Origin of the sequence: Paraburkholderia sp. GAS32, from assembly GCF_050434225.1 — a bacterium.
Lineage (GTDB): Bacteria > Pseudomonadota > Gammaproteobacteria > Burkholderiales > Burkholderiaceae > Paraburkholderia > Paraburkholderia madseniana.
Genome location: NZ_JBNPVS010000024.1, coordinates 66,064 through 92,941, shown reverse-complemented (window position 1 = coordinate 92,941; position 26,878 = coordinate 66,064). Strand labels below are relative to the sequence as shown.

At 57.6% G+C, this 26,878-nt stretch carries 19 protein-coding genes and 3 pseudogenes; 19 read left to right on the top strand and 3 right to left on the bottom strand.

Going from position 1 to position 26,878, the window contains the following annotated elements; genetic code table 11:
* Position 1: 1 nt before the first annotated feature.
* The 7 genes from P3T25_RS26875 (at position 2) to P3T25_RS26845 (ending at position 6,816) form a co-directional block, all read left to right on the top strand.
* Positions 2 to 499 carry an acyl-CoA thioesterase gene (locus tag P3T25_RS26875; RefSeq protein WP_424782650.1) on the top strand — a complete coding sequence of 166 codons (498 nt, stop codon included), beginning with the start codon at positions 2 to 4 and terminating at the stop codon, positions 497 to 499.
* Positions 500 to 501: 2 nt separating this feature from the next.
* On the top strand, positions 502 to 1,641 hold the full coding sequence (locus P3T25_RS26870; protein ID WP_429359644.1) for an FAD-dependent monooxygenase: 1,140 nt from the start codon (positions 502 to 504) through the stop codon (positions 1,639 to 1,641).
* 159 nt (positions 1,642 to 1,800) lie between these two features.
* Entirely contained in the window at positions 1,801 to 3,189 is a 1,389-nt protein-coding gene (locus P3T25_RS26865; RefSeq protein ID WP_429359643.1) for an MFS transporter, read from the top strand.
* An 88-nt stretch (positions 3,190 to 3,277) separates the two neighbouring features.
* Positions 3,278 to 3,691, top strand: a complete 414-nt coding sequence (locus P3T25_RS26860) for a DoxX family protein (protein WP_429359641.1) — start codon at positions 3,278 to 3,280, stop codon at positions 3,689 to 3,691.
* Between the two features lie 113 nt (positions 3,692 to 3,804).
* A complete protein-coding gene (locus P3T25_RS26855; protein WP_429359639.1) occupies positions 3,805 to 5,028 on the top strand; it encodes a porin in 1,224 nt (407 codons plus the stop codon).
* A 28-nt stretch (positions 5,029 to 5,056) separates the two neighbouring features.
* Positions 5,057 to 6,046, top strand: a complete 990-nt coding sequence (locus tag P3T25_RS26850; protein WP_429359725.1) for a LysR substrate-binding domain-containing protein — start codon at positions 5,057 to 5,059, stop codon at positions 6,044 to 6,046.
* 74 nt (positions 6,047 to 6,120) lie between these two features.
* Positions 6,121 to 6,816, top strand: a complete 696-nt coding sequence (locus P3T25_RS26845; protein ID WP_429359637.1) for a TetR/AcrR family transcriptional regulator — start codon at positions 6,121 to 6,123, stop codon at positions 6,814 to 6,816.
* A 12-nt stretch (positions 6,817 to 6,828) separates the two neighbouring features.
* Here the strand turns inward: P3T25_RS26845 and P3T25_RS26840 are convergent, their stop codons facing one another.
* The gene (locus P3T25_RS26840; RefSeq protein WP_429359635.1) at positions 6,829 to 7,164 is read right to left on the bottom strand and encodes a nuclear transport factor 2 family protein; all 336 of its coding nucleotides are present in this window, start codon (positions 7,162 to 7,164) and stop codon (positions 6,829 to 6,831) included.
* 60 nt (positions 7,165 to 7,224) lie between these two features.
* Positions 7,225 to 7,998: an EAL domain-containing protein gene (locus P3T25_RS26835; RefSeq protein ID WP_429359633.1), complete on the bottom strand. Its 774-nt coding sequence runs from the start codon at positions 7,996 to 7,998 to the stop codon at positions 7,225 to 7,227.
* Between the two features lie 831 nt (positions 7,999 to 8,829).
* Here P3T25_RS26835 and P3T25_RS26830 point away from each other — a divergent pair.
* The 11 genes and pseudogenes from P3T25_RS26830 (at position 8,830) to paaG (ending at position 24,494) form a co-directional block, all read left to right on the top strand.
* Positions 8,830 to 12,384 (top strand): indolepyruvate ferredoxin oxidoreductase family protein, encoded by a 3,555-nt coding sequence (locus tag P3T25_RS26830; RefSeq protein ID WP_429359631.1) that lies wholly within the window; start codon positions 8,830 to 8,832, stop codon positions 12,382 to 12,384.
* 42 nt (positions 12,385 to 12,426) lie between these two features.
* Positions 12,427 to 14,226, top strand: a complete 1,800-nt coding sequence (gene ilvB / locus P3T25_RS26825; RefSeq protein ID WP_429359629.1) for a biosynthetic-type acetolactate synthase large subunit — start codon at positions 12,427 to 12,429, stop codon at positions 14,224 to 14,226.
* A gap of 88 nt (positions 14,227 to 14,314) precedes the next feature.
* A pseudogene (locus P3T25_RS26820) lies at positions 14,315 to 14,824 on the top strand (Cache 3/Cache 2 fusion domain-containing protein); the annotation flags it as partial.
* 195 nt (positions 14,825 to 15,019) lie between these two features.
* Positions 15,020 to 16,126 (top strand): annotated as a pseudogene (locus tag P3T25_RS26815) (methyl-accepting chemotaxis protein); the annotation flags it as partial.
* 239 nt (positions 16,127 to 16,365) lie between these two features.
* Positions 16,366 to 16,449 (top strand): annotated as a pseudogene (locus tag P3T25_RS26810) (transposase); the annotation flags it as partial.
* 1,649 nt (positions 16,450 to 18,098) lie between these two features.
* The gene (locus P3T25_RS26805) at positions 18,099 to 18,533 is read left to right on the top strand and encodes an SET domain-containing protein (protein ID WP_429359627.1); all 435 of its coding nucleotides are present in this window, start codon (positions 18,099 to 18,101) and stop codon (positions 18,531 to 18,533) included.
* Positions 18,534 to 18,553: 20 nt separating this feature from the next.
* On the top strand, positions 18,554 to 18,748 hold the full coding sequence (locus tag P3T25_RS26800) for a hypothetical protein (RefSeq protein ID WP_429359625.1): 195 nt from the start codon (positions 18,554 to 18,556) through the stop codon (positions 18,746 to 18,748).
* A 1,427-nt stretch (positions 18,749 to 20,175) separates the two neighbouring features.
* Positions 20,176 to 21,450: an FAS1-like dehydratase domain-containing protein gene (locus P3T25_RS26795; protein WP_429359623.1), complete on the top strand. Its 1,275-nt coding sequence runs from the start codon at positions 20,176 to 20,178 to the stop codon at positions 21,448 to 21,450.
* Positions 21,451 to 21,513: 63 nt separating this feature from the next.
* A complete protein-coding gene (locus P3T25_RS26790) occupies positions 21,514 to 22,296 on the top strand; it encodes an enoyl-CoA hydratase/isomerase family protein (protein ID WP_429359621.1) in 783 nt (260 codons plus the stop codon).
* A gap of 19 nt (positions 22,297 to 22,315) precedes the next feature.
* Positions 22,316 to 23,659 carry a CaiB/BaiF CoA transferase family protein gene (locus tag P3T25_RS26785; RefSeq protein WP_429359619.1) on the top strand — a complete coding sequence of 448 codons (1,344 nt, stop codon included), beginning with the start codon at positions 22,316 to 22,318 and terminating at the stop codon, positions 23,657 to 23,659.
* Between the two features lie 49 nt (positions 23,660 to 23,708).
* Positions 23,709 to 24,494, top strand: coding sequence for a 2-(1,2-epoxy-1,2-dihydrophenyl)acetyl-CoA isomerase PaaG (gene paaG, locus P3T25_RS26780; protein WP_429359617.1), 786 nt, complete (start codon positions 23,709 to 23,711; stop codon positions 24,492 to 24,494).
* A 103-nt stretch (positions 24,495 to 24,597) separates the two neighbouring features.
* On the opposite strand, the gene P3T25_RS26775 is transcribed toward paaG, so the two are convergent.
* Positions 24,598 to 25,566, bottom strand: a complete 969-nt coding sequence (locus P3T25_RS26775) for an NAD(P)H-dependent flavin oxidoreductase (RefSeq protein ID WP_429359723.1) — start codon at positions 25,564 to 25,566, stop codon at positions 24,598 to 24,600.
* Positions 25,567 to 25,719: 153 nt separating this feature from the next.
* Between P3T25_RS26775 and P3T25_RS26770 the strand changes: the two genes are divergently transcribed.
* Positions 25,720 to 26,877: an acyl-CoA dehydrogenase family protein gene (locus P3T25_RS26770; RefSeq protein WP_429359615.1), complete on the top strand. Its 1,158-nt coding sequence runs from the start codon at positions 25,720 to 25,722 to the stop codon at positions 26,875 to 26,877.
* The last annotated feature ends 1 nt before the right edge of the window (position 26,878 follow it).

Genomic DNA, 26,878 nt, shown 5'->3' with positions numbered 1-26,878 from the left:
CATGACCGCCTTCGAGGGTTTCGACACAGGCCCGTCGGAGTGGCTGATCAGCGGCCAGCCCTTCGTGGTGCGCCGGCGCGTAAAGTGGAGTGAGTGCGATCCGGCAGGGGTGGTGTACACGGTCAATTTCAGCGAGTACGTGATTTCCGTGGCAAACAGGTTCTACGCTTTCCTGCTTGGCGCCCCGGTTGAAGCGGGCAAGGACGCACAAGGATTCGGCACGCCGGTCAAAGCGCTCAGCTTTGTGTTCAACAAAAGCCTGAGACCGGATGAACTGTTCGACATGAGCGTGGCGGTCATGGACGTACGTGAGCGTTCTTTCGACCTCGGGATAGCGGGAACCAGCGAGACCGGGGAGACCATTTTTTCGGCGACGCTGAGCCCTATCTGCATAGCCCGGCCCGAACGTCGTTCGATCGCCATACCCGTGGAATTTCGCAACCGTTTGATGGAAGTCGCCGCGCAGCGCACGGCGCTCGAGTCAGACGCAGGAGACTGAGGATGAACATCAATATCGTAGGAGGAGGGCCCGGCGGGCTGTTTCTCTCGTATCTGGTCAAACGACGCTTTCCGGAGTGGGCGGTCCGGGTCTTCGAACAGAATGACGCCAGCGCCACTTACGGCTGGGGGGTGGTGTTCTCGGACGTTGCACTATCGTTTCTCGAGAAATCTGACCCCGAGTTCTTCCGTCGGTTTACGGCCGGCCACGTGCGTTCGGAGCACATGGAAATCGTTCACCGCGGTGTGCACGTGCCAATCCATGGCAACTGCTTCTCGCGGGTCGCCCGCATTGCATTGCTGCAGTTTCTGCATGCCGAATGCAGATCGGCGGGCGTCGATCTACAGTTCAATGCTCGCGTGGATGATCTGGGTGCATTGCGTGAGGCAGATCTCGTGGTGGTGGCGGATGGTGTGAACAGCCGGACTCGCGCGCAATATGCGGACGCATTCAAACCGTCGTTCGTGCAGCGCCGCAACAAATTTGCCTGGTACGGGACCAGCAAACCGTTTCATGCAGTCTCGCTGATCTTTCGCGAAACCGAGTTTGGTGTGTTCATCGCCCATAGTTACGAGTACGCCAACGGCATGAGTACGTTTCTGATCGAAACGGATCCGCAGACGTGGGCACGCGCCGGATTGGACGCGATGAGCGATGCGGACAGCCGCGCCTTCTGCGAACAGGTTTTCGCCGACGACCTGGACGGACACGGTCTGCTGTCGAACAAGTCCACATGGTTTGAAGCCGTGACCGTCAAAAACGAGAACTGGCATCACGAGAACATGATTCTGATCGGGGATGCGCTGCGTTCGGTGCACTTTTCGCTCGGCTCCGGCACGCGTATGGCGATGGAAGATTCGATCGCGCTATACGAAGGTTTGTGTGCCCATACGAATGATCTCAACGCTGCGTTTGAGTATTTCGAGGCGTCGCGCCGCTCGGCTTCGGATCGCTTCCAGCTGGCCGCGGCAAAGAGTCTTGATTGGTATGAAAACGTCGGTGACAAGCTGCATCTCGATCCGGTCAGCTTCACTTACGACTACATGCGTCGTACCGGACGTGTCACGCATGATGATTTGCGCAAGCGCGACCCGGAATTCGTTCGGCAATATGAACTGCTTCACGGCGATGCGGTGAACTGAAGCTGCGACTGACGCGCGCTTATTTTTTTGTTCGTAATTTGTCGAATTCGTCAAATAAACGACATGAGAGTAAATTGAACGACAGATAAGAGGTGCGGTGGCGATGCGTCCCTTCACGCGAATCCGCACCGACTATAGCAATCAGGTTGGGAGACAGTCATGGCATCGTCAGGTGAAGAGAGCGCATTTTCGTTGTTCGACGGCAGGCCTGTTACCACCATGCAGTGGCGCGTGCTCGGCTTATGCGCGTTGTGTATGGTGATCGACGGCTTTGATGTGCAGGCGATGGCTTATGCCGCTCCGGCCTTGATCAAAACCTGGGGCGCCAGCCGCTCCATGTTGGGGCCCGTGTTCGCAGCCGGGTTGCTGGGCATGTTCGCCGGATCGCTGATGCTCGCGGGATTTGCTGACACGATCGGCCGCCGTCCGATGCTGATCGCCGCGACCGCCTGGATCGCGCTTTGCATGACGCTTACCCCTTTCGCCACCTCGATCGGCGCACTGATCGGCGTTCGTTTTGCCGCTGGTATCGGAATGGGAGCAATCGTTCCGAATGCGATGGCCCTCGCAGGCGAATACAGCCCGGCACGCATCCGCGTGAGCCTGATGATGGCGGTATCGTCGGGTTACATCGTCGGCGGGGTGGTCGGCGGAGGGATTGCGGCTCTCGTGATTGCGCCGTTCGGCTGGGGCGGTGTTTTTTACGCGGGGGCATTGCTCACAGCGCTGCTGTCCCTTTCAATGTTCGCGGCGCTTCCCGAATCCCTGCAATTTTGCCTGCTGCGCCACCCGCAAACGCTACGTACCTTGCTATTGCTGCAACGGGTGGCGCCCGGGGCCGCCATGCCCACATTGCCACCCGCGAACAGCGTACTCAGCGGCAGCACGCTGGCGATGCTGCTGGGCGAAGGCCGTCGAATCGTCACACCGCTGCTCTGGGCGGCGAACTTCGCCAACATGCTTTGTGCGTACTTTCTCGCCGCGTGGATTCCCGTGCTGATGAGCGGCGCAGGCTATTCGTCCAATCGAGCGGTGCTGGCGGGCACGGCGCTGTGGCTTGGCGGGTTGCTGGGCAACTTCGCGCTCGGCATGCTGATCGATCGGCGCGGCTTTGCCGCAGTGTTGTTTGCTAATTTCGCCCTCGGGGGCATCGCCATCGTCGGCATCAGCTACTTCCATACGGTGCCGCTGGCCGCCGCCCTGTGGATCGCATTCGCCGGATTCTGCATTCTGGGCGGGCAATCCGGCCTGAATGCACTGGCGGTCACGATCTATCCGACAAGCACGCGCGCTACCGGCGCGGGCTGGGCACTCGGTTTCGGCAGGCTCGGCGCGGTGCTTGGGCCGCTAGCCGGTGGACAGTTGATGGCGCTCGCGTGGAGCGTCGACCGGACCTTGCTCGTCTCGGCCGTACCGACTGTGCTGGCTGCGGTGGCGGTCGGCACGCTTGGTCGCCTGCGTGAGCGTCGTGTCAAGCAGATTCCGGCTTACCCGGAGACGTTCCCGGTCCGGCACAACACGACCAATCCACTGGACAAAGAGGCATAGCCGGCGCCCGCACGGGATGCCGAATCCAGGCAGCTGGTGAACGTATTGAACGTATTGATCCGATTTCTAACCACGATGTGAGGCACTGTTGAATACAAGCACTTCTTCGGCCGCAACCCTCGGCCGCATTCTCATGAGCTCGCTTTTCATGATGAGTGGTTTCGGCAAGCTGGCCGATCCCATTGGCACGAAAGCCTACATTGCCTCGAAGGCGCTGCCATGGCCCGAGGCTGCCTACGTCATCGCCGTGATTATCGAACTCGGGTTCGGCACGGCGCTAGCTCTCGGCTATCGCACCCGTATGGTGGCAGCAGTGATGGCGATCTTTACGTTGGCGACGGGGCTGACCTTTCACGACAACTTTGCTGATCCCAAGCAGATGATCAGCTTCATGAAGAACATTGCGATTACGGGCGGATTTCTGCAAGTGATCGTATGGGGTGCCGGTTCTCTGAGCCTCGATGCATTCATCGCGGCAAACCGGCGACGTGCGCGAGCGTAGTGGTCAACAGTTTTCCATTGCTTGACACCTGTTGAATTGCTGCGACACGAAATGATCCGTCCATAGATGGATCAATAATAAATAGTATAACGTATTAATATTGGAGATGATTCGTGAAAAAAACTTATATTGGCTGCTTCCTCGGTGGTTTCGTTTGTACGGCACATGCGCAAAACTCGATTAGCCTCTATGGCATTGTGGATCTCGGCGTCACTTACGTGAGCAACGCGCAAACCGGCAAGACCGGCGGTGCGCTGTCAGGCGCGCACCAGTTTGCTCTGACCGATGGAACGGCGACGGGAGCAAGCGGGAGTCGCTGGGGCCTGCGAGGAACCGAGGACCTCGGCGGCGGACTGAAATCCCTATTCGTCATCGAGAATGGCTTCACTGCGAATAACGGCGCACTCGCGCAAGGCGGAACGGAGTTCGGCCGCCAGGCCTACGTGGGTATTGCCGGCGGCTCCGGAGCAGTGACGCTCGGCAGGCAATATGACACGCTGGTCGACTTCTTGCAGCCGCTGGCTGTCGTGGGGCAGTGGGCGGGATATATGGGCACCCATCCCGACGACGTGGACAATCTGGCCAATACGAACCGCATCAACAATGCGGTCAAGTTCACGACTGCTGCGTACCACGGCTTAAGCGCCGGCGCAGCCTATAGTTTCGGCGGCACGGCGGGGAGCATCACGCAGAACCAGATCTGGTCACTCGGTGCAGGCTATACCGGCGGATCCCTGTCGCTCGGGGCCGGTTACCTGAATGCGCGCGACCCGAACATTTCCTTCTATGGAAACACGCCGAATAAGGGCGGTGTGACGGCGGACAACATGGGGGGGCTGGGATCGGCGACGTCGGCCCAATCGAATCCAGTGTTTGCCGGCTACGCGTCGGCTAAAACGACCGAGATTTTTGGGGTTGGCGCTGCTTATACATTCAGCGCCACTACGCTCGGACTGGTCGCGACCAATACACGTTTTGAGTCGCTTGGCTCAGCCTCTGGTCCCAACCCGTTCGGCTATTCCGGAGCGGCCCAGTTCACGAACCTTGAATTGAGCGTGAGAACCCGAGTAACCCCGACATTATTGCTCGGTACCGCATTTGACTATATGCGGCGAAATTCGGTCAAAGGCGATGATGGCGCCCGGTATCTGCAATTCGACCTCGGTGCCGATTACAACCTGTCCAAGCGAACTGACCTATACGCGCTGGCAGTACTGCAGCACGCAAGCGGCCGCGACTCGCTTGATCAACCGGTGGTTGCCTCGATCAGCGGCTTTAGTCCGTCCACTACCAGCAAGCAGGTGGGTGTTCGCGTCGCGTTGCGGCACAAATTCTAGCGATAGCTGGGGTAGCCGGGCGGACAGGATGAACCTGATACGAAACATGAGAGTCTTCGTGCGCGTGGCGGAGGCGGGCAGCTTCACCGCGGGCGCGGAGCAGTCGGACGTGACCACGGCGCAGGCTTCCCGCTTTATCTCGGATCTGGAGGCACATTTGCGCACCCGGCTGTTCAATCGGACGACCCGGCGTATCGCATTGACTGATGCAGGAAATCGATATTTGCATCGCTGCAGGGAGATCCTCGCGCTGGTCGATTCGTCCGAAGCGGAAGCCGGAGAGGCGCGGACATCGCCGGCTGGCGTGCTGCGGATTCATGCTCCTTTGAGCTTCGGACAGATTTATGTCATGCCGGCACTCACACGGTATCTCGAAAAGTATCCGCTGGTACGTGCTGAAGTTACGCTGTCGCAGCGAATTCCCGACCTCCTCGATGAGGGGTTCGATGTTTCGCTTCAGGTCGCCACTGCACATTTGCCCGACTCCGCACTCGTGTCCGCCAGAATCTGTACGATGCCGACCGTGCTTTGTGCATCGCCGAAATATATTGAATGCCGTGGCGCGCCGAGGTCGGTGCCGGAGTTGCATCAGCATACGTGCTTGCAACTGGTCACGCCGCACTTTCCGGCCGATCGCTGGAAGTTCGAAGGAAGGGACGGTGTGGCTGAAATCGAACTGCTACCTGGAAAATTGCGTGTGAACTCGGCCGAAGCTCTGGCGGCTGCACTGGTCGAAGGATTTGGCATCGGTCCGTTGCCGATGTTGTCGGCGTTATCTTCGCTGCAAGACGGTCTACTGGTACGAGTGCTGCCGGAGTATGAGATGCAGGGTACAACCGTGTACGCGACTTATCTGTCGCGAGAATACCTGGACGCAAAAATCAAAACACGGATTGCTTTTCTACGCGACTTTGTGGCGGCGGCGCTTTCTGCCCGTTATGCTCAATACTCGTGTGGCGACGATGACGCCGGCGTATGGGTTAGGACAGACCGCGAGGGGTTGAACGGAATGACCTGAGCGTTAGAATCACGCAAACACAACACTACGGTAGGGCGGCATTCTGGCCGTCGACCGCTATCAGGAGTGGTTTCGTGGCAAAGGTGAATGCTGACGGACAAAAAGAACAGATACTGAACGCCGCGGCCGCGCTCTTCATCGAGAAGGGTTTCGGCGGTGCGTCGATGCAGGAAATCGCCGAGGCGCTCGGCGTGACACGTACCGCGGTCTATTACTACTTCAAGAACAAGGACGAGATACTTACGGCGCTGGTCGAGGAGGTCACGTTAAGAGCAAGGCGGCTGTCGAGCCAGGCCGTGGCTGAGACGGACGCGGATCCGAAAGAGCGCCTGCGTCTGCTAGTTCATCAGCATACGATGCTGATTCTGAGCCACTACAACGAGTTTCGCGTGATTCAACGCACCGAGCAGCAGTTGCCCGAGCGCGCCTATCGTGCGAACGAAGATGCGAAGCGCGCGGTGCTGAACAACTTTACCGCGGCCATCGAAGCAGGAGTGAGCGCCGGGGTGTTCCGGGTCGTCGACGCCAAGGTCACGGCGTTCACGCTCATCGGCATGTGCAGTTGGCCCGCGTTCTGGTACAAACCGGAGGGCGCGAGCAGCGCAATCGAGATCGCCGACACGATCGCGGAGCTCGCCGTGCAATCGGTCGTACGGCCGGCCAAACGGCAATTGAAAGGCAGCAGCGCCGTCAGCGAGGCGTTGGCGCTGCTGCGCGAGGATCTGGATCATCTGTCGTTGATGATCGACAAAACACCGAAGGCCAGCTAGTGACTTATTCGCCTACGGTTTGACGCTCTCGCTGCACGCAACCGGTGTCCAGTTGGTGAGTGGTGTGAGGAAATGAAGGTCGAAACGGCGTTCGACGAACGCCCTGCGACCGTCTCGACGTTCAAAACGGTCGTGGCAGAGGCCGCTGATTTGCATTGGACCCATTTCGACATGGGCGCACAGGCAGTCGACGGCAGCCGGGCCGGTCGCTGTATCGCCGGCGATGTCGATCAATGGGTTGGCCATCCAGTGATGCATGTGCGGCATTGTCTGCCAGTTCTGCCGGGCTGATCCGAGAATCGCCTCGACGCCTTCGAAGTTGCCGCACGCATAGAAGTGCATCTTCATGCCATATGCTGCGCAGCAGGGCTTCATCGTGACGATCGAAGGCTTGAGCGTATTCAGCGATCAACCGTTCAAGAAAGAGCAAAGCGGTTCTTCGACCCATTCGGCGATGCTGCGCATGCCGAGATTGCGTGCGAGGGTAATGATAGCCCCTACGATCGCGATGTCGGTCGGATGGTTACTCATCGTGCGCACAAATTCGCCGTCGATCTTCAGTGCGTCGGCCGACAGCTTCTTCAGATAACGCAACGATGACTGACCGGCGCCGAAATCGTCGATCGCGATTTTTTCACCCATGTCGTGCACGCGCGCAATGAAGCGCTCTGTATGCTCGAGATCGTGCAGCGCGGCGCTTTCGTTGATGTCGATGCACAGGTAATGGATGACGTCCTCGTGACGCGAAAATAGCGCGAAGAGATCGTCGAGGAAGTGTTCGTCGTTCAGCGAACCACCGCTCTGATTCACGCACACGAAGCAAGTGGTGGAGAGCGACGCGCGGTTCTCGCTGAGCCATGCGAGCGTCGTCGAGAGCACCCAGCGGTCGATCGCGGCGATGGTGCTGGAGTCCTCGGCGGGGCGATCAGCTTCGCCGTAGTGGTCACCGAGCCGTCCGGCATGCGCAGACGCAGCAGCACCTAGAAGTCGAACGCTTTCGCCGGCGCGCGCTTCGACATGATCGGTTGCATCACGAGGAACAGCAAGGTTCCGGCCCAGGCCGATTGCTTTCAACTTGTGGCGAAACAGCTCGACAAAGAGCGCCGCGATCAGCAAGTAGTAGGCCGCGAACGTGACTTGCCGCAACAGCCCGATATGGTCGGTCGGGATGAGTCGCCCCATCCATTCGGTATCGAAGCCTATTGTCGGTCTAAGTCTACGTGGGTCGATATTCGATGCAAATTACCGCATCTGATGGATCAGGATTCCGTGTAACTCAACAATGTCGGCTCTGGAGGCCGCGATCAACTCATCCACGATGTCGCACTGAGACTGGAAGGTCGCCGATACCCGCAGGGTCACCAGTGAACGTGTCCAGTTCGTCTTCCTGACTGGCTTGCCTCGGCGATCCGCAAGACTGTCGACTACGTTGAAGTGGTCGACGCGCCCTTCGCGAATAGGTCGCTGAGGCGCGGCACAACGATCGAGCAAGTCCCAATAGCCGCTCAGTCACGATTCGATCGACGAGGTGCGGCGGAACATCGATGCTGATCAGGCAGTCCTGATAGACGCGCTCGCAGCGGCGAACCTCGTTATTCCTATTCAATAGTTACATATCCGTAACCCTTATTTGGCTGAACGATCTGACTATGTTCAGATAGCGGCTCGACACGCGAGCTGCTCGCATGAAGTCCGGGAAATGAGCGGATTTGCCACTAATGCCCGATTGGCCGGGTACGCGTTGCGGGATGCCAGGACGGGACGGTCTGGCGTTACATATATAACGCTGTCCGCAGGGACGGGTGCGGGGCCATCGTTTTTCACGATATCAGTATCGTGAGACCGTATTTCCTCCAAAGATTTATCTCTGGATAGACTTGGTTGCATGTAACGCGATTACGAAGTCGCGAAGCAGGCCGATACCAACGGCCAGGTCGTCTTTTCCTTCACGGTCCCCACCGTACAACAGAAGGTAGAGCGCGTTGAGACCATACAAGGTTCACGGAGATAAGAATGGAAGATACGCTGGTCGCGACTCAAGAGGTCGCGGATTCGAGCGGAGCGGTGTTGAAGGCAGACGTCACCCTTGATGACAAATACACGAAACGATCCGGACGTGTGTTCCTCTCTGGGGTCCAGGCCCTGGTGCGACTTCCGCTGATGCAGCGGCTGCGTGATCAGGCAGAAGGCCTGAACACAGCGGGTTTTATCTCCGGGTATCGTGGCTCGCCGCTTGGTGGCTTCGACGAAGCGTTGTGGAAAGCGCAAAAGCATCTCGGTGCGAGCCATGTGAAGTTTCAGCCGGGTGTCAACGAAGACTTGGCCGCCACGGCCGTATGGGGCACCCAGCAGGTAAATCTGCTGGGTGAATCGGACTACGATGGTGTGTTCGCCATGTGGTACGGCAAGGGGCCCGGTGTTGATCGCTGTGGTGACGTGTTTAAACACATGAATCACGCTGGCACTTCGCGGTCCGGGGGTGTCCTTCTGGTCGCAGCGGATGATCACGGCGCCTACTCGTCGACGCTGCCACATCAATCCGAGCACGCGTTTTCCGCTGCCATGATTCCGGTGCTCTATCCAAGTAACGTGGAAGAGTATCTGTCGCTTGGGTTGCATGGATGGGCGATGTCCCGGTTTTCCGGGTGCGCCGTTGGCTTCAAGGCACTCGCAGATACGGTCGAGTCCAGTTCCTCAATTGATGCAGATCCCTTCCGCGTCAAGACCGTATTTCCGCGAGATTTCACGCTGCCGGAAGGCGGCCTGCATGCACGCCTATCCACTGACCCGCTAGGGGTTCAGGCGCGCAAGCAGGAAGCGTTGATGCAGGATTACAAGATATATGCAGCCTTGGCTTACGCACGCGCCAACAAGCTCAATCACGTCACCATCGATTCGCCGAAAGCGCGGCTGGGAATTATCGCATCGGGCAAATCGTACCTTGATGTACTGGAGGCGCTTGAGGAACTCGGCATCGACGAGACAGCTGCCGAAAAAATCGGTCTTCGCCTGTACAAGGTTGCTATGCCGTGGCCGCTTGAACCTGAGGGGGTGAGGGAGTTTGCGGACGGCCTCGAGGAAATTCTCGTCGTAGAAGAAAAACGCCAGATTGTGGAGTATCAACTCAAGGAACAGCTCTATAACTGGAAGGAGGACGTGAGACCGCGCGTCATTGGGAAGTTCGACGAGAAAGGCGAGTGGGTGGCTCCTCGCGGGGAGTGGCTCCTCACATCGAAAGCTGATTTCTCTGTAGCCCAGATTGCCCGGGTCGTCGCTGGCAGAATTGCGCGCTTTCATTCAAGCACCGCTATCGAAGCGCGCCTAGGATTTCTCGAGGAGAAGGAAGCTGCGCTGGCACGGGCTTTCGTCGCCCCGCCGCGACCTGCATACTACTGCTCCGGTTGTCCGCACAACTCGTCCACGAAGGTTCCCGAGGGTAGCTTCGCGCTCGCAGGCATTGGCTGTCATGTGATGGCGACCGCGATCTATCCCGAATACAACAAGACCACTACCCACATGGGTGGCGAGGGTGCGCCCTGGATCGGTCAGGCTCCTTTTTCAAAGGTGCCGCATGTCTTCGCCAACCTCGGAGACGGGACGTATTTTCACTCGGGTTCGCTTGCAATCCGGGCGGCAGTCGCGTCCAAAGTGAATATTACATACAAGGTTTTATACAACGACGCGGTGGCCATGACGGGCGGTCAACCCGTTGACGGCACCATCTCCGTCGACCGTATTGCAAGGCAACTTGCTGCAGAAGGGGTCAAACGTATTGCAGTGGTGACAGAGGATATGGAGCGCTACGTATCCACGAAGGCGTTTCCGGACATTACGACGTTCAACGATCGTAAGGATCTGGACGCGATTCAACGCGAGCTTCGGCAAATCGAGGGTGTGTCTATCCTCATTTACGATCAGACTTGCGCCGCGGAAAAGCGCCGCCGGCGGAAGAAGAAAGAATTTCCCGATCCGGACAAGCGCCTGTTTATCAACGACGCTGTTTGTGAGGGCTGTGGCGACTGCGGCGTGCAGTCGAACTGCACGTCGATTCTGCCGCTGGAAACTTCGACCGGGCGTAAGCGGACGATCGATCAGTCGTCCTGTAACAAAGATTATTCATGCGTTAATGGATTCTGCCCGAGCTTCGTTACTGTGAAGGGCGGGAAGCCTCGCAGCAAAGCTGTTTCGACTGCGAAGAGTGAATTGCCGGATGTACAGCAATTGCCTGAAGTGACGCTGCCTTCCTGCGAGCATCCCTACAACATTCTCATTAACGGCATCGGTGGCACAGGTGTGATCACCATCGGGGCACTTCTAGGTATGGCCGCACACCTGGAAGGCAAGGGCGTTTCGGTGCTTGATATGACCGGCATGTCGCAGAAGAACGGTTCGGTGACGTCCCACGTTCGATTCTCGGCAACGCCCGGCACAATCTTTGCCGCCCGCATTCCCTCAGGAGAAGCAGACCTGATTCTTGGATGCGACCTGCTTACGGCGGGTGCGCATGACGCTGTCTCCAAGATGCGGCAAGGGCGCACAGTGGCCATCATCAACCAGCATCAACAGCCGACCGGGCCGTTCGCGAAGCAGCCAGACTGGCAATTTCCTGAAGAGGCGGTTACGCAACTCATCAGGGATGCTGTTGGAGCAAAGGGTGAATTTGTTGACGCAACCGCAATCGCGACAGCCTTGCTAGGCGATTCGATCGCGACGAATCTGTTCATGCTCGGATACGCATATCAGCGCGGTTGCATTCCGGTGAGCGAAAAGGCGATCACCAGGGCGATCGAGTTGAACGGCGTTGCCGTGGAGGCAAACAAGAGGAGTTTCACGTGGGGCCGATACGCAGCTATTGACTTGCGACGTGTTCAGTCCATTGCAACGCCAACAAAGGCCGTGACCTTGCACTTTCCTCCGTCGGTTGATCGGCAAATCGAGGAGCGTGTGCGTGAGCTCACGGCCTATCAGGACGCGACGTACGCACGACACTATCAGAATCTCGTAGAGCGTGTGCGTGCCGCGGAGCAGCGCATCGGAAAAGGAACGAAGCTGACAGCTGCGGTAAGCAAGTATTACTTCAAGCTGATGGCGTACAAGGACGAATACGAAGTTGCACGTCTTTACACGGACGGACGGTTTAAGGAAAGCCTGAAGGAGCAGTTTGAAGGCAAGGTCTCGCTGCGATTTAATCTCGCGCCTCCGCTGCTCGCGAAGAAGGATGCAAAGGGGCATCTTGTCAAGCGCGAATATGGTCAGTGGGTCTGGTATGCCTTCCACGTACTCGCTCGCTTGAAGTTCCTGCGTGGCACGGCGTTCGACGTGTTTGGGTTCACGGATGAGCGCAAGACCGAACGCCAACTGATTGCCGAATACCGACAAACAGTCGAAGCGTTGCTGAGCGACCTGAACGAGTCCAATCTCGCTGATGCAGTAGAGCTGGCTAGTTGGCCTGAGCGTGTGCGAGGTTTTGGGCATGTCAAAGATGCGAACCTGGCGGCGGTCAGAGCTCAACGTGACGGCGCTGTGCACGATAAAGGTCCGTCGAAGGCGAAACATCTTGCGGGCTGAGTACCAATGCTCACATTCCTTTCCCCGTAGCGAGAAGTGACGATGCTGAAACTGGAACAGGCTGATGCCGACCGCCCGAAAGCGGAACTATCGAGACCACCCGCCTATGCGTTAGTACACGCGGATCGTAACGGTGCGGCGGTATTGATAGACACGTTGATTGAGAACGGCGTCACGACAGTGTTCGGATACCCAGGAGGGGCCGTTTTGCCGCTGTACGACGCCCTCTTTGCCGACGGTCGTCTTCGCCACGTCCTCGTACGCCACGAACAGGCTGCCGTTCATGCGGCGGAAGGTTATGCGCGTTCGACAGGACGCGTCGGGGTCGTTTTTGTGACCTCGGGCCCGGGCGTCGCCAATACCATTTCAGGACTTTTGGACGCTTTCTCGGACTCGGTTCCGATTGTGTGTATTAGCGGACAGGTTGCAACGACAGCCATTGGCACCGACGCATTTCAAGAATGCGACGCACTCGGTATTTCAAGGTCAGTGACCAAATGGTCATACCAGATCCGGAACGTCAACGATGTGGTCCCGACGGTAGCCAATGCATTGAAGATCGCGGCCAATGGTCGACCCGGGCCCGTTCTCCTGGATTTTCCGAAGGATTTGCAGGCAGCGGCAGTCTCGTCGGAGCCGGACGAAAAGCGGCATTCAGGCTTGAGACGACATCTTTCGTCCTCGAGGGGCGCCAATAGGGGCTCAATTCGAGAGGCGCTGAGCCTGATTCAGGAGTCGAAGCGCCCAGTTTTCTACGGCGGGGGCGGACTGGTTAACTCCGGGCAAGTCGCCTGTGAAGCATTTGCGACGGTGGTTCGCGCGGTCGGAGCGCCATGCACGCTAACATTGATGGGGCTTGGCGCCTTCCCGGCAAGTGACCGCCTGTTCGTCGGAATGCTCGGCATGCATGGGACCGTCGAAGCCAACCTGGCGATGCATCACGCAGACCTCGTAATCTGCGTCGGGGCGCGTTTTGATGATCGCGTGACCGGAAAACTTGATGGGTTTTGCCCACATGCCAAGATCATTCACATCGATATTGACCCTACGTCAATCAACAAGGTCGTCAAGGCAGACGTGCCAATTGTGGCCGATTGCCTTGAGGCGTTGACGATGCTTAACGATGTACTGACCGCACGTGGAGCGTTACCTCGCACCCGGCTCTCTGCATGGTGGCGACAAATATCTTCTTGGCGAGACTCGGAATGTCTGCGCGTTGAGTCTCGACGGGATCACATTCTGCCTCAGGCATTGATGCAGTCCATCGCGTCGAGAATCAAGCAAAAGGATGCGATTGTCACCACGGATGTTGGGCAACATCAGATGTGGGCGGCGCAACATATACCGGTTGAACGCCCAGGGCGGTTCATTACGTCTGGCGGCGCAGGTACGATGGGATTTGGCCTCCCCGCTGCAATCGGTGCGAAAATTGGTAATCCGGAGCGCACTGTTATCTGCGTCTCTGGCGACGCATCTGTGCTGATGAACATTCAAGAACTTTCGACGGCCATCCAGCATCGCTGTGCTGTCAAATTGATCATCTCGAATAACAGGTACATGGGCATGGTACGTCAGTGGCAAGAGTTGAGCTACGGCGGTCGGTATAGCCATAGCTATACTGATGCATTGCCCGACTTCGTTGCCGTCGGTCATGCTTTTGGCTGGAAGGCTGAGTCAGTTGAAACGCCTGCACAGCTTGCGAAGGCGCTGGACCGATGTCTGGCCAGCAGCGATCCGTACCTGCTCGATGTACGTGTAGTTGAGCAGGCAAACTGTTTTCCGATGATTCCGGCCGGAAAGTCTCACAACGAGATCATGCTCTCTGAGGACAAGTGGTACTAGAAGCCGTTATCTGCTGAAAGCGTCCGGGCTACGCTTGGATAGAACGGCATATCAAGATCAAAGCAGGCGCCAATCCGCACGATCCGCAATGGGTGAACGCGGCCGCCGAAAATTTCGATCACGACATGGTTCGTGTCTTAGGATGGCTCATATGCTTGGCTTCGGGTTGCATGAAAACCGGCTCCGAAAACTACAGAGGAATCTCCTGGGGCGCTACAAGGAACCGTTTTCCCTTGACGAAACCAGACGTATCGAGGTCGGCGGCTACCCGACACCGATCTTGAGCAACGGAGGGCGTCAGGTCAATGCAGACCACACGGTAGTCGACGATTACTCAAAAGAAACGGGCGGCGGCGCGACCATTTTTGTCCGTGACGACGATAGGTTCGTCCGGATCGTAACGACGGTGAGGGATGCAAACGGCGCTCGCCCATTGGGTGGAACCCTCGACCGTTCTCACCCTTCCTATCAGCTGCTTCTGGCTGGACACGAGTACATTGGGTATACGCGCTCTACTGACAAGAAATTCCTCTCCCTCTTCAGTCCGATCTTCGATCGTCGCGATACGGTAATCGGTGCAACGATTACGGGTGTTGACATTAGCAGTTCGACAATGCCCAGCCTCGCGTTAAAACTATCCTGTTTGATTACGGCGTGGGCCGCAGCGCTTGTTGTTGGGCGTGAAATAGTTGCGGATTCTCTAGCTGGATCGAAAGCAGCTCCTTTCGCAACGTTTGGTGCCATTCTAAGTGCCATCGTTATACTAATGATTGGCGTGGGCACATATGTGCTGATCCGACGCAAGGTCAGCCTTGTATTGCATGATGCGGAGGCTGCTGCTCAACGCCTTGCGCAGGGTGATCTGACCACGCAAATGCCAGTCGATCGCGGCGACGAGATAGGAAGAGTACTGGAAGCCTTGAACGGGATTAACGTGGGCTTGGCGGGTCTGGTCGGAAATGTACGAGGGACAACAAATAACCTGACCAACTCGTCTCACGAAATCGCAGCCGGAAACATGGACCTGTCGGCGCGAACTGAAGCACAGGCGGCATCACTTGAGAAAACGGCGGCCAGCATGACACAGCTAACGGAGACCGTGAAGCAGAACGCCGACAATGCACGCGAGGCGAATAGCTTGGCAACGAGCGCCACTGAGATGGCCGAATCTGGCAATGATGCGGTCCAATCGATGGTCGTCACCATTGGTAAAATCAGCGCGAGTTCGAACAAGATTTCTGAGATCACCGGCGTGATTGAAGGCATCGCCTTCCAGACAAATATTCTTGCTTTGAACGCTGCCGTGGAAGCCGCACGCGCTGGCGAACAGGGACGTGGTTTTGCTGTCGTTGCCAGCGAAGTTCGTAGTCTGGCCCAGCGTTCTGCCACTGCTGCAAAGGAAATCAAGGAGCTCATCGGGTCGTCCGTGGCAACGATTGAGGACGGTGTGCAACAAGCATCCGAGGTCGGCGTGACCATGGGCCAGATTAAGCAGGCAATCAGACAGGTTTCTGACATCGTAGGGGAAATTGCCACAGCCTCTGAAGAACAGAGTCTCGGTATTGAACAGATCAGTCAGGCTGTTAGTCAAATGGACGAAGTTACGCAACAGAATGCAGCGCTGGTCGAACAGGCAGCGGCAGCATCCCAATCGCTTGAACAACAGGCAACCCAACTAAAGGGTGCAGTTTCCTTGTTCAAGGTAGCTGATGCAGGGCTAGCCGCCTCCCGGATCGCGGCACCCCGTACCGAACCTCGCCTGCCTGCTCTATCAACTAGTTCGGCGGAACGAGTGAACCCCGAAAAATCGTCCGACGCAACGAAAACACGTTCTATTTCGGCCCGCAAGACTAACGTCGCGTCGCCGGAGTCGAAAGGTGACGACTGGCAATCGTTCTAACAGAGGCAAAAATTTCGGACCCTAGCACGGAAGTACAACGACAGGTCATTTGCCAAAGCGGAGATAATCCTTTAATGCTTGGCTAGCTTCTGCTTATCTAGGTACCTGGTGCTGTGAAATGTAGGGAAACTGGTGATTGGCAGATTCACGGCGCGAACCATCCTGTCTTGGCCGAAAGTGGCACAGTGCGTTACCCGTTTGGACCACGTTGGCGAGGGCGGTTTTGTGCTTCACTACGTTCGGTAGCGGAGATTGCGCGGAGTCATGGAGTGAACGCGAATCAGGTGTTCGACTGGCGCAAGCAGTATCTCGAAGGACGCCTGGGTTGTGACGGGCGAAAATGAGCCTCTCCGCCGATCGCTTAGGAATGTGCTTTGGTGGGGGGTGTTGGTGCTCACAATTGCCGCTAGCCGTGTCAATGGGAGTGGACAAAAAGTGGGGGAGAGGCGCTCATTGTCGAGCGACCTCCGGCGATCTGAAGTGAGGAAAGCGCTTGGCGAAACACGTCTCCAGCCTCCCGTCGAGCAGTTCTACTCGGGTTTGCAGTAGGTAGTGAGCGCCCTTCAACGACCAACGCATTTGTTGACGTTTCGTGAGCCGTCGGTTTATCAAATGATTCATGACCGATTCGGCCGAGGCCGACGATACTCGACGGCCGATCATACGTGCTTGTTGATAGTCGATAAGATCGCTGCGATTGTTCACAAGGAAGGTCAATAATCGAGCGGCCGCGCTACTCGCTGTGCCGGCGCCGAGACCATAGAACCGTGGCAAAGATCCAATCTCAAGATTCAGGGAGGCGATGAGCGTACGTAGGATCTCGATTGCCGCGTCGCCCCGGCCGCGCCACAGCTTGTCGCGCACGCGATTTATTAGTCGCTCGCATCGCCGCATCACCACCGGTCGCTGGTAGAGAGGAAATGTGTATGCGCAGAGCGCCGACCGCACAGCGTGAAGTTTCACGCCGATGTGAAACCAGTCAAGAATCCGCAAGGCGCCACTGAAGTCACTAACGATCGCATACCCCGAGCACCATCTGTGACCACGTCGACCAAAGTAGAACAGACCCAGCCACACTGGTCGAGTGCAGCAGCGATATGCACGCGCGTCAGGCTTGGACGCTGGAGAGCACATGCGAATCGTCGAGCCGCTATCCCCTCACACTCGACACGTCCCGCGATAACTTCGAACCTGCGCACCTCTTCGAGCGGGACCGCCGTGACTACCGTGCCGTCAATTGCGAGACGCAGGTGCTTCGCTCCACCAGGGTGTTGGGTTCCCGCGAACCACCCAACGTGGAACTGGTCGTTTTCAATGTGCTCACCGCAGTTGAGCGTCTCTTTGCGGACAGTGGCGTGAGACAGGGTGTGCAACCCGGTGAGATCGGCGACATTGCGTGCAGCAGATGTTGGCGTTCTTAAATGCCGCTAGCCGTGTTCACAGGCTTGCGAGCGGCGGAAAAACGCTGTATCCCTTGCTGGGGAAGGGGAATCCGGCGATCAGAGGCGACGCGGCGTCTGTTGCTGTTGCACAACAACCAAGCTGTATTCTGCCCAGTAACGCCGCTAGCGCGCCTTGGCAGCAGGAGTATCAAAAACGCCGATGAGGCGTGTCGAGCGAGTGCGCTCATACCCGAAATCCAGTTCGACGTTCGATTGCGCATATCGAGAAAGGTTGCGCCCGCTTGCAATCGCTGCTTTCGAAGCGTGATGAAGAAATAGATCTACCCCTTCTATGAAGGCTATTCTGGCTTCCCATTCGTCACCGAGTCGATGGCGAATATGTTGGACCGAGATCAGTGCCGCACCAAACCACGTTCGCTCCAGCGCAGCGACGCAGAATGCTCCGATTCGATTCCTCGGTCGTGTGCAAGCTAAGCTAGCAGAGTTTGTGATCACGTTAGCGCCGCTGTGAACACGGCTAGCGCTATTTGTGATCGCCTACAGGCGCTGACATCGGGAAAGGACAGAGTATGCGGCGCGTGATTGTTCGGCGGTCTTCCGTTCACGGCAAAGGCGTGTTCGCCATACATCCGCTCTCGGCGGGCGAACGCGTGCTTGAGTACAAGGGTGAAATCACCTCCTGGCGAACTGCGGTGCGCCGTCACCAGCGTGAAGGTGTCGAAGGACACACATTTCTTTTCCGGCTCTCGGATGGGCGGGTGATCGACGGCAGCCGCAGCGGCAATAGCGCGCGCTGGCTCAATCACGCCTGTGCCCCGAACTGCGAGACCGTCGAACACGATGGCCGCATTTTCATCCATACGCTTCGGCCCATCGGGGCCGGTGAAGAACTGTTCATTTTGCGTGGCACTGACGATCCGCTGGATGAAGACGTCCGGGCGCAGTACACATGCCGGTGCGCCGCGGCTGACTGTCGTCACTCGATGCTGGCGGACGCTGCGTGAACAGGGGGGCGGAGGAGGTAGTGGGAAGCATCGCTATTCCGAACATTGCTGAGAGTCCGAAGCGGGAGAATGATGGATTTGTCCGGCTCGGCGTGGATGTGGTTTTCCATCTCGATGTGCTGAAACCACCGTCGCCAAAGGGAAATGTATCCGACGGTGCTCCTGGCGCAAACGCGAAGAAACAGATGTCGCTGGAGCTTGACGATTGGTGGTGACGTCGATGCCAGCGCGTATCTCGACAGCTATAGGGGAGCGGCCTTATGCGGAAGCGGAAGTTAGCAGGAAAGGTAACTGGAGAATTGAGTCTGCCGGTACTGCTGGACCGGCTTGAACTGGCATTGACGGAGATGCCAGCCCGCACGTCCGTCTGTCGAGCGCTGTCGGATCTGAACCGGCGGCTCGGCTCGACCGGCGAGGAAACTGCTGCACGGCCCAGTCGATCCACGTCCCCGCGACGTCGGCGGCAAACCGCCGTCGAATCTTTGCCACTGTTTTCGTGAGCGCATCTGTGAAAGGGCAAATAAGAACGTAACCGCCTGCTCCCGAAAGTGGCAGGTCGGCTCGCCCTCGCGACGAAACTTTTGCTTCCCGTCCAAACGAATGAGACGCGCCCATTTGCCTGTGCCCGTATCAAATGCCACTTCGCATCGTGCAGCACGGGTTCCCCTCTCAACATTGATTTCAGATGAGATCACCGGGTCGCCGACGGCCCTAGGTCGGAGGATCCGCGACAGTTTGCCGAACGGGGCGCGTTTTCGATAGTGCCGGATTCGGCGAATAACGCTACCGTTACGATAGGAATACCTGTACTAAACCGCTCAGCGGTTTAGTACAGACGCGTATCTTGTTCATCCCCCATGTTAACGTCGATTTCATGTGGCGTGTTGGCCCGTGGTTTCACGAACTGCCGGATTCCTGCGGCGAGAAAGAAAAGTTCCGATCGGCTGCGTTGCAGTCGTCACAGATGATCGCATTGGCATATGCCGAAACCATTTGAGATGCCCTCTCGGCGAAGCGCTCGCCGATACCATCTGCCAGTAAGACTTTTCGTGACTTGCACTCACGTTCGAACTCTGTCTTGACAGGGTCCTTCATGTGATCGTGATGCTCAACGAGACGGCACATCAAGGAGCCGTTTGCGTTTAGCTGGGCGATCTGGGGTTCCGATCGACCGCATGCCGGACACGCCCAGTCCATGGCGTACAGCACCGGGGGAGCGTCATGTCGACGGACTGCGTTTCGAACCGAACCATCAGCGATCGCGTCAGGGGGGACATGACGCCGTCGAGGGCAAGAGCGCCTCAAGCGACTTCCGCAAAAAAAGATCCGACCGGTCACTCTGACCGTTTGACACCGTCTGAGCATCCACGGGTGGCGGTTGAACATAAATGGTCGGGCGGTCAGGTCAGGCACGCCCGCTGAGATCTTCGTCAAAGTCAGTTTCGTTGCTCTATATCGGCAGTGCCGCCTGTTTTCTGTAGCTGTTTCACGCATAAAGCGGGCAGGCGTCCGCTTGCTCCCGGAGCGGCGGACGCGCGTGCGGATCGCGGCGCCGCGTAAACGCCACTAGACGGCCCTACATATTTAACTTATATATAGGATAAAGTGGGATGTCAAAACGTTACGTAACGAGGATGAGACTATGACTGAGCTGTCGGAAGATTCCACATATGGTGTGATGACGGAGGAGGGTATTGCGAGGCTGAGACAGCGCGTCGGGCTGGAATTCAACCAGCCGCGCGTTCCGCACAACTTTGAAGTTACGTTTGATGGCGTGAGGCATTTCGCACTCGGCTACGGCGATGAAAACCCATTGTGGTGCAATAAGACGTATGGTGACAATACGCGCTGGAAAGGTCTCATTGCGCCGCCGAACTTTTTGTACACGATGGGTGAGCAGGACGCTTCGCCCACGCCGGAACAGAAAGCCCTATTGAAGGGTGATCCACTCGCCGGACTTGGCTCTTATCAGGCAGTGATGGAATTCGAGTGGTGGCAACCACTACGGATCAACGACAGGATGCTGACCCGGTGCGCGCTGGTTGGAGCTCAAGTGCGCGACAACAGCCGGTTTAGCGGGCGAACGGTTTCGGAAATTCTCGCTTTTATTTACCGCAATCAGAATGACGAACTGGTAGCGATTCGTCGCGGTACGTGGATACGTGCTGAGCGGCAAGCCTCAGCCGAGCGAAAGAAACAGTACGAACTACCTCAGCCATACACGGACGAACAGATCGCGGCAATCGATGCAGCTGTGGCAGCGGAGACGATTCGTGGCGCTGACACGCTTTATTGGGAAGATGTGCAGGTGGGCTCGGAGATACCTGCAATTGCCAGAGGGCCCTTGCGTCTAAGCGACCTGATCGTCTGGCACATTGGCTGGGGCATGCAGTTGACCCCGCCCGGAAACTTTGGCCTGTCCCACAAGGTTCGCAGGAAGGCACCAGGGCTCTTTACGAAGAATGCGCTGAACGTTCCGGATACTGTCCAGCGGCTTCATTGGGAGAAGGAATGGGCCGCCGAGATGGGTATTCCAACTCCATACGACTATGGCGGGCTGCGCGAAACCTTTCTGACCAACGTGATCACGAATTGGATGGGTGATGACGGCTGGCTATGGAAGCTGCGCTGCGAGCATCGCAAGTTCGTGTACATGGGTGACACCTACTGGATCAAAGGTCGTGTAAAGGACAAAAGACAGGTCGACGGACGCAACGAAGTGCATCTTGATGTTTGGGTAGAGAATCAGTGGGGTACCACGGTCACTCCCGGCGAGGCCGTTGTCCTGTTGCCAACACGCGATGCGCCGGTGGAATTGCCGTTGCCGGCCGCCGCGGATTTGCGCAGGCTGATTGACCACGAGGTTGAACGTCACGCCGAAGTCGACACTGACTCGGAGCTGGCTGGTGCCGAATAACCGGCAACGCCCAATGCGCCTTCTGAGCGGAGGGCGTACGAACTGAACATCACGGAAGATGCAATGAATTACGAAACAATTCTCTATGAGACTTCACCCGACGGGGTCGCCACTATCACGCTTAATCGTCCCGATCGGCTGAATGCCTTCAATCACAAGATGGGTGAAGAGTTCAAGGACGCATGGGACCGCGTGAAACGGGACAGAGATGTGCGTGCTGTCGTATTGCGAGCCGCGGGCGATCGCGCTTTCAGCTCCGGGGCAGACGTCAAGGAAGGTGGGTGGGCGGACAAGACTCTTCCGCCGTTTGACTGGGAAGATCCGGGTCCCTCGCTCGGTCCCAAGCAGAACGCCGTGTGGAAGCCGGTGATCTGCGCCGTTCACGGCATCGCGGCGGCAGGCGCGTTCTACTGGCTCAACGAGGCGGACATCATCATCTGTTCGGAGGATGCGCAGTTCTTCGATCCGCACGTGACCTTCGGCATGGTTTCAGCGGTCGAACCCACGGGCATGCTGGGCCGTATCCCGCTGGGGGAAATCATGCGCATGATCCTGCTCGGTAATGACGAACGGATAAGTGCCCAGACCGCGCTGAGAATCAGCCTGGTCAGTGAAGTGACATCGCGCGAACTGCTCTGGGACCGTGCGCATGAACTGGCGGCGATCATCGCTGTAAAGCCCGCCGCCGCGACGCAGGGATCCGTCAAGGCCGTGTGGGAGGCAAGAGACCTGCCGCCGTCTGTCGCTGTGAAGGTTGCTCTTACATACACGCAACTGGGCAATCCGCTGGGAGAGGCGGAGGTGGACCGGTGGTCGGTTCCCAAAGCCAAGTGGCATCTGCGCTAACCGGCGTGAGGAAACTGTCATGGTAGACCAAATCAAGGGGGCTGGAGCCAGGTGCGGGACGGGAGCACATGCGCCCCTTCACGGCGTTAAGGTCGTGGAACTCACTTCTGTGCTCATGGGACCGTGGGCGTGCCAGATCCTTGGCGATTTCGGCGCAGACGTGATCAAGGTGGAGCCTCCAACGGGTGACAGCACGCGAGGAATTGGACCGTCGCGCAATCCCGGCATGAGCGCATTTTTTTTGAATCTGAATCGCAACAAGAGAAGTATTGCGCTCGACCTGAAGACAAAGAAGGGATACGACGCCTTTCTGAGCATCGTCAAGGAGGCGGACGTCCTGGTATACAACGTACGGCCACAGGCCATGAAGCGACTGAACCTCGACTACGAGACGCTTAAGGAGTTGAACCCGCGTCTCATTCATGTCGGCGCGTTTGGGTTTGGACAGGATGGCCCGTATGCTCAGAAGCCCGCTTACGACGATCTCATTCAGGGCCTGACAGCATTGCCGGCTCTGTCGGCAGATGTCAGTGACGGCGTGCCCCGTTATCTTCCTGTAACCATTGTTGACCGGACTGTTGCCTTGCACGTCGTCAATGCGGTCCTTGCGGCGCTACTTGACCAACGGACCAGCGGCCAGGGGCAGGCAATCGAAATACCGATGTTCGAAACCATGGCCCAGTACGTCCTTGGGGATCATCTTCAAGGTCATACATTTTTGCCGCCGTCGGGGCGCATGCGGTATGACCGGCTACTGGTCCAGGAGCGCAGGCCGTACAAGACGAAGGATGGATATGTCTGCGTGCTTGTATATAACGATCGTCACTGGAAGGCATTTTGCGGACTGATGGGGCGGCCGGAGTTATGGAATACGGACCCGAGACTTATTGATATTCGCACGCGCACCCAGCACATTCGGGAACTCTATGGCATGGTCGCGGATGCCATGGCAACCAAGACAACCGAGGAATGGATGAGGTTGCTTGAGGAGGCGGATATACCTGCCAATCCGCTCCATACACCCGAGAGTCTGCTGGACGATCCACATCTTCAGACAGTTGGCTTCTTTGGCACGTCCGAGCATCCGAGCGAGGGACTGCTAAAGACGATGCAGATTCCGGGGCGCTGGTCCAGAACTCCACCGGACGTCAGGCGTCTGGCGCCACGTCTGGGTGAGCACAGCCTGGAGATCCTTAGGGAAACGGGCATGGATGAAGTTGCGATCAGGAGTCTGCTGGAAGACGGTGGCGTCGTCCAGTCAGCGAACATTTCAGGCAACCGGCACGACAACGAGTCTTCATCTGGAGCTTCCGTCAGTAGGCAGCAACATCAGGCGAAAGGCGAAGAAGGCGGCACGGTCTAAGTTGGCTACCACGCACGCAAATTTTCCGACAGTAAATCCTGGAATCGATATGTATCAGACCATTGAATTTGACAGTGATGGTGGTGTCGCACGATTGCGCCTGAACCGCCCCGAACGACTTAACGCTTTTAACGTGCAGATGCACGCGGAAATCCAGTCGGTCCTTGAGCGGGTCGAAAATGACGTGAGCTTGCGTGTGTTGTTGATCACGGGCGCAGGCCGCGGTTTCTGCGCCGGGCAGGATCTGAACGAGCGCAAGGCCGGGACGGGCGCGCCACCTGATCTTGGGGAGGCACTCGAACTTCGTTACGGTCCAATGATCCGACGTCTCACGCGGCTTGCGATACCTGTCGTGTGCGCTGTAAACGGCGTTGCGGCCGGAGCGGGGGCGAGTCTGGCGCTGGCGGGCGATATCGTCATCGCGACGCGAAGCGCACGCTTCATTCAATCCTTCGTCTCTATCGGTCTTGTCCCGGATGCAGGCGCAACCTGGGTGCTTCCCCGGCTGGCGGGACAGGCGCGGGCCAAAGGTCTGGCATTACTGGGTGAGCCGCTATCTGCTTCGACTGCTGCGGAATGGGGAATGATCTGGAAGGTGGTGGATGACGATGAGTTCAGCGCGGAGACCGAGGCATTGGTCGAGCGTCTGGCCGCTGCCGCACCACTGTCCCTCGCCGCCATCAAGCGAGCATTTAGTGCCAGCAGTACGTCCACACTCGATCAGCAGCTGGATCTCGAGCGTGACCTTCAGAGGCTGTTAGGACGTAGCGCAGACTATGCTGAAGGTGTGCGCTCCTTCATGGAAAAACGCAAACCCGTCTTCACGGGAACGTAAGGTGTAGCATGAGTATGCGGCTAGCGTGCCGCATTACGGAACGGCATCAGGCGTTAGCGGGGAGGGCACCAGCGTTGGAGCCTCTCCCATTGATCACGGGTAGTTATGCCAAAAAGCCGGTGAGCCTGTTGCGCAAGATCTGCTCTGCTTCGTCGACGATCCGTTCGACGAGTTCACGGACGGTAGGAATGTCGTGGATAAGGCCCTGAACCATACCGGCCGACCAGACGCCGTGATCGAGTTCACCCGTCTCGAACCCCTCGCGCCCGCGAATGCCGCGGACGAGGTGCGCCACAGCTTCGAAGGGTTTGCCTTCTGCCTCGGCCGCGAGTACCTGCTGACTGATCGCATTCTTCGCTACACGTGCGCTGTTCCGGTAGGTTCGGAAAATGACGTCGGTCGCCCGTTCGTCACCCTCCACGAGCCTGTGTTTGAACGCGTCATGAATGGGCGCTTCTTGCGTCGCGCAGAAGCGGGTCCCCATATTGATTCCATCGGCGCCGAGCGCCAATGCTGCGACGAGTCCACGGGCGTCGGCGAAACCGCCGCTTGCGATCAGGGGAATTCGAACCCTCTCGGCAGCGGCTGGAATGAGAACCAACCCAGGGATATCGTCTTCTCCGGGATGCCCGGCGCATTCAAATCCATCTATCGAAACGGCATCAACTCCCATGCGCTCTGCCGATAGGGCGTGGCGAACCGATGTGCACTTATGAATGACCTTGATCGCATGCCGCTTGAACTCATCGACGTGTTCCTGTGGCTTGTAGCCGGCGGTTTCCACGATCTTGACGCCGCCCTCGATGATTGCTCGGCGATACTCCGCGTAAGGTGGCGGACTGATGGTTGGCAGGATCGTAAGATTGACACCAAAGGGCCGGTCAGTCATGTCACGGCAGCGACGGATCTCGGACGCCAAGGCTTCAGGCGTCGGCTGGGTGAGCGCAGAAAGAAATCCCAGTGCTCCAGCATTCGCTACAGGCGCAACAAGCTCGGCACGGCCTACCCACTGCATTCCGCCTTGAACAATCGGGTGCTCTATGCCGAACAATTCGGTCAGTCTGGTCTTGATGGACATGTGTCAGGTTCATCCAGGGCGACGATACGGATCGGAGGGGCGTATCGGGGGTTGACGACAAGATAAATGTATATATGATTGTACTAGGTTAGATAATTTTGTGCGAGACTTTGATCTTGCACTGCAAATCGGAGACTGGAGGCTGGCGTGGAATTTCGCTTTTCAGCAAGTGAGAAGTTGTTTCGGGAGAGGGTGCGCGACTGGCTTGCCGAGAGTGCGCCCAAAGGACAACGTCCGCCGCGCGGCCACGCGATGCGTGATTTCGATCTCGCCTGGCAGCGGGCGAAGTTCGAAGGCGGTTTCGGGGCAATCAGTTGGCCCAAGGAGTATGGCGGCGCTAATCTCAGTCCCGTCGAGCAGATGATCTGGTATGAAGAGGTTGCGCGCGCACGGGCGCCAACCCTGGGTTGCCTCTCGATCGCTATCAACCACGCCGGCCCCACCGTGATGGCACTTGGAACGCCGGAACAGAGGGCCTTTCACCTGCCGAAGATCCTGCGCGGCGAGGTTGTTTGGTGTCAGGGTTTTTCAGAGCCGGGTGCAGGATCGGATCTCGCGGGACTGCGAATGCGCGCCGAGGTTGATGGCGATCATCTCGTTATCAACGGGCAGAAAGTGTGGACCAGCCACGCGCAATATGCCGATTACCAGGAAACTCTCGTACGGACAGATCCCAGCCTTGGTCGTCACAAGGGCATTACGTGGGTCATCATCGACATGACCACGCCCGGTATTACGGTCCGGCCGTTGCGCACCATTGCGGGCGACGAACATTTCAATGAGGTGTTCTACGACAATGTGCGTGTGCCGCTCTCGAATGTTGTCGGGGAGCTGAATGAAGGCTGGAAGGTTGCAATGACGACACTCGCGAACGAGAGGGCGGGCGCCACGGCTAATCATGGCGCCGAACTCGGCGAACTGGTCGAACAGCTGATTGAGTTGGCAAGAAGTAGCATTCATTCGTCATCGGTCGACGACGCCTTTGTGTCAAGGCTCGCCAGGCTTCGAACTGATGCCGCAGCGCTGCGCTCCCTAAGCTACGCAATGATTTCGAGGGCCAACCGTGGACTCCCGGTTGGTGTCGAAGCCACACTCCCGTTCCTGTTTTTTGGTGAGCTTCAGCAACGGGTTCGAGCTCTTGCGGCCGAGTTGCTCGGTGGTGAGATGCTTGAAATTGATGGTCCTTGGGACAGTTGGGTGCGGGGCTTTTTTGCCGATCGCATGTACGTGATCGCAGGAGGAAGTTCCGAAGTTCGTCGCAACATCATTGCCGAGCGTATTCTCGGCCTGCCCCGGAGCTACTGAG

Bases quoted from the DNA above. Each gene is read 5' to 3' on its own strand.
- P3T25_RS26790 (WP_429359621.1), top strand. From the start codon at position 21,514: ATGAATTACGAAACAATTCTCTATGAGACTTCACCCGACGGGGTCGCC.
- P3T25_RS26875 (WP_424782650.1), top strand. From the start codon at position 2: ATGACCGCCTTCGAGGGTTTCGACACAGGCCCGTCGGAGTGGCTGATC.
- P3T25_RS26850 (WP_429359725.1), top strand. From the start codon at position 5,057: ATGAACCTGATACGAAACATGAGAGTCTTCGTGCGCGTGGCGGAGGCG.
- paaG (WP_429359617.1), top strand. From the start codon at position 23,709: ATGTATCAGACCATTGAATTTGACAGTGATGGTGGTGTCGCACGATTG.
- P3T25_RS26840 (WP_429359635.1), bottom strand. From the start codon at position 7,164: ATGAAGATGCACTTCTATGCGTGCGGCAACTTCGAAGGCGTCGAGGCG.
- ilvB (WP_429359629.1), top strand. From the start codon at position 12,427: ATGCTGAAACTGGAACAGGCTGATGCCGACCGCCCGAAAGCGGAACTA.
- P3T25_RS26785 (WP_429359619.1), top strand. From the start codon at position 22,316: ATGGTAGACCAAATCAAGGGGGCTGGAGCCAGGTGCGGGACGGGAGCA.
- P3T25_RS26830 (WP_429359631.1), top strand. From the start codon at position 8,830: ATGGAAGATACGCTGGTCGCGACTCAAGAGGTCGCGGATTCGAGCGGA.
- P3T25_RS26805 (WP_429359627.1), top strand. From the start codon at position 18,099: ATGCGGCGCGTGATTGTTCGGCGGTCTTCCGTTCACGGCAAAGGCGTG.
- P3T25_RS26795 (WP_429359623.1), top strand. From the start codon at position 20,176: ATGACTGAGCTGTCGGAAGATTCCACATATGGTGTGATGACGGAGGAG.
- P3T25_RS26870 (WP_429359644.1), top strand. From the start codon at position 502: ATGAACATCAATATCGTAGGAGGAGGGCCCGGCGGGCTGTTTCTCTCG.
- P3T25_RS26865 (WP_429359643.1), top strand. From the start codon at position 1,801: ATGGCATCGTCAGGTGAAGAGAGCGCATTTTCGTTGTTCGACGGCAGG.
- P3T25_RS26835 (WP_429359633.1), bottom strand. From the start codon at position 7,998: ATGGGGCGACTCATCCCGACCGACCATATCGGGCTGTTGCGGCAAGTC.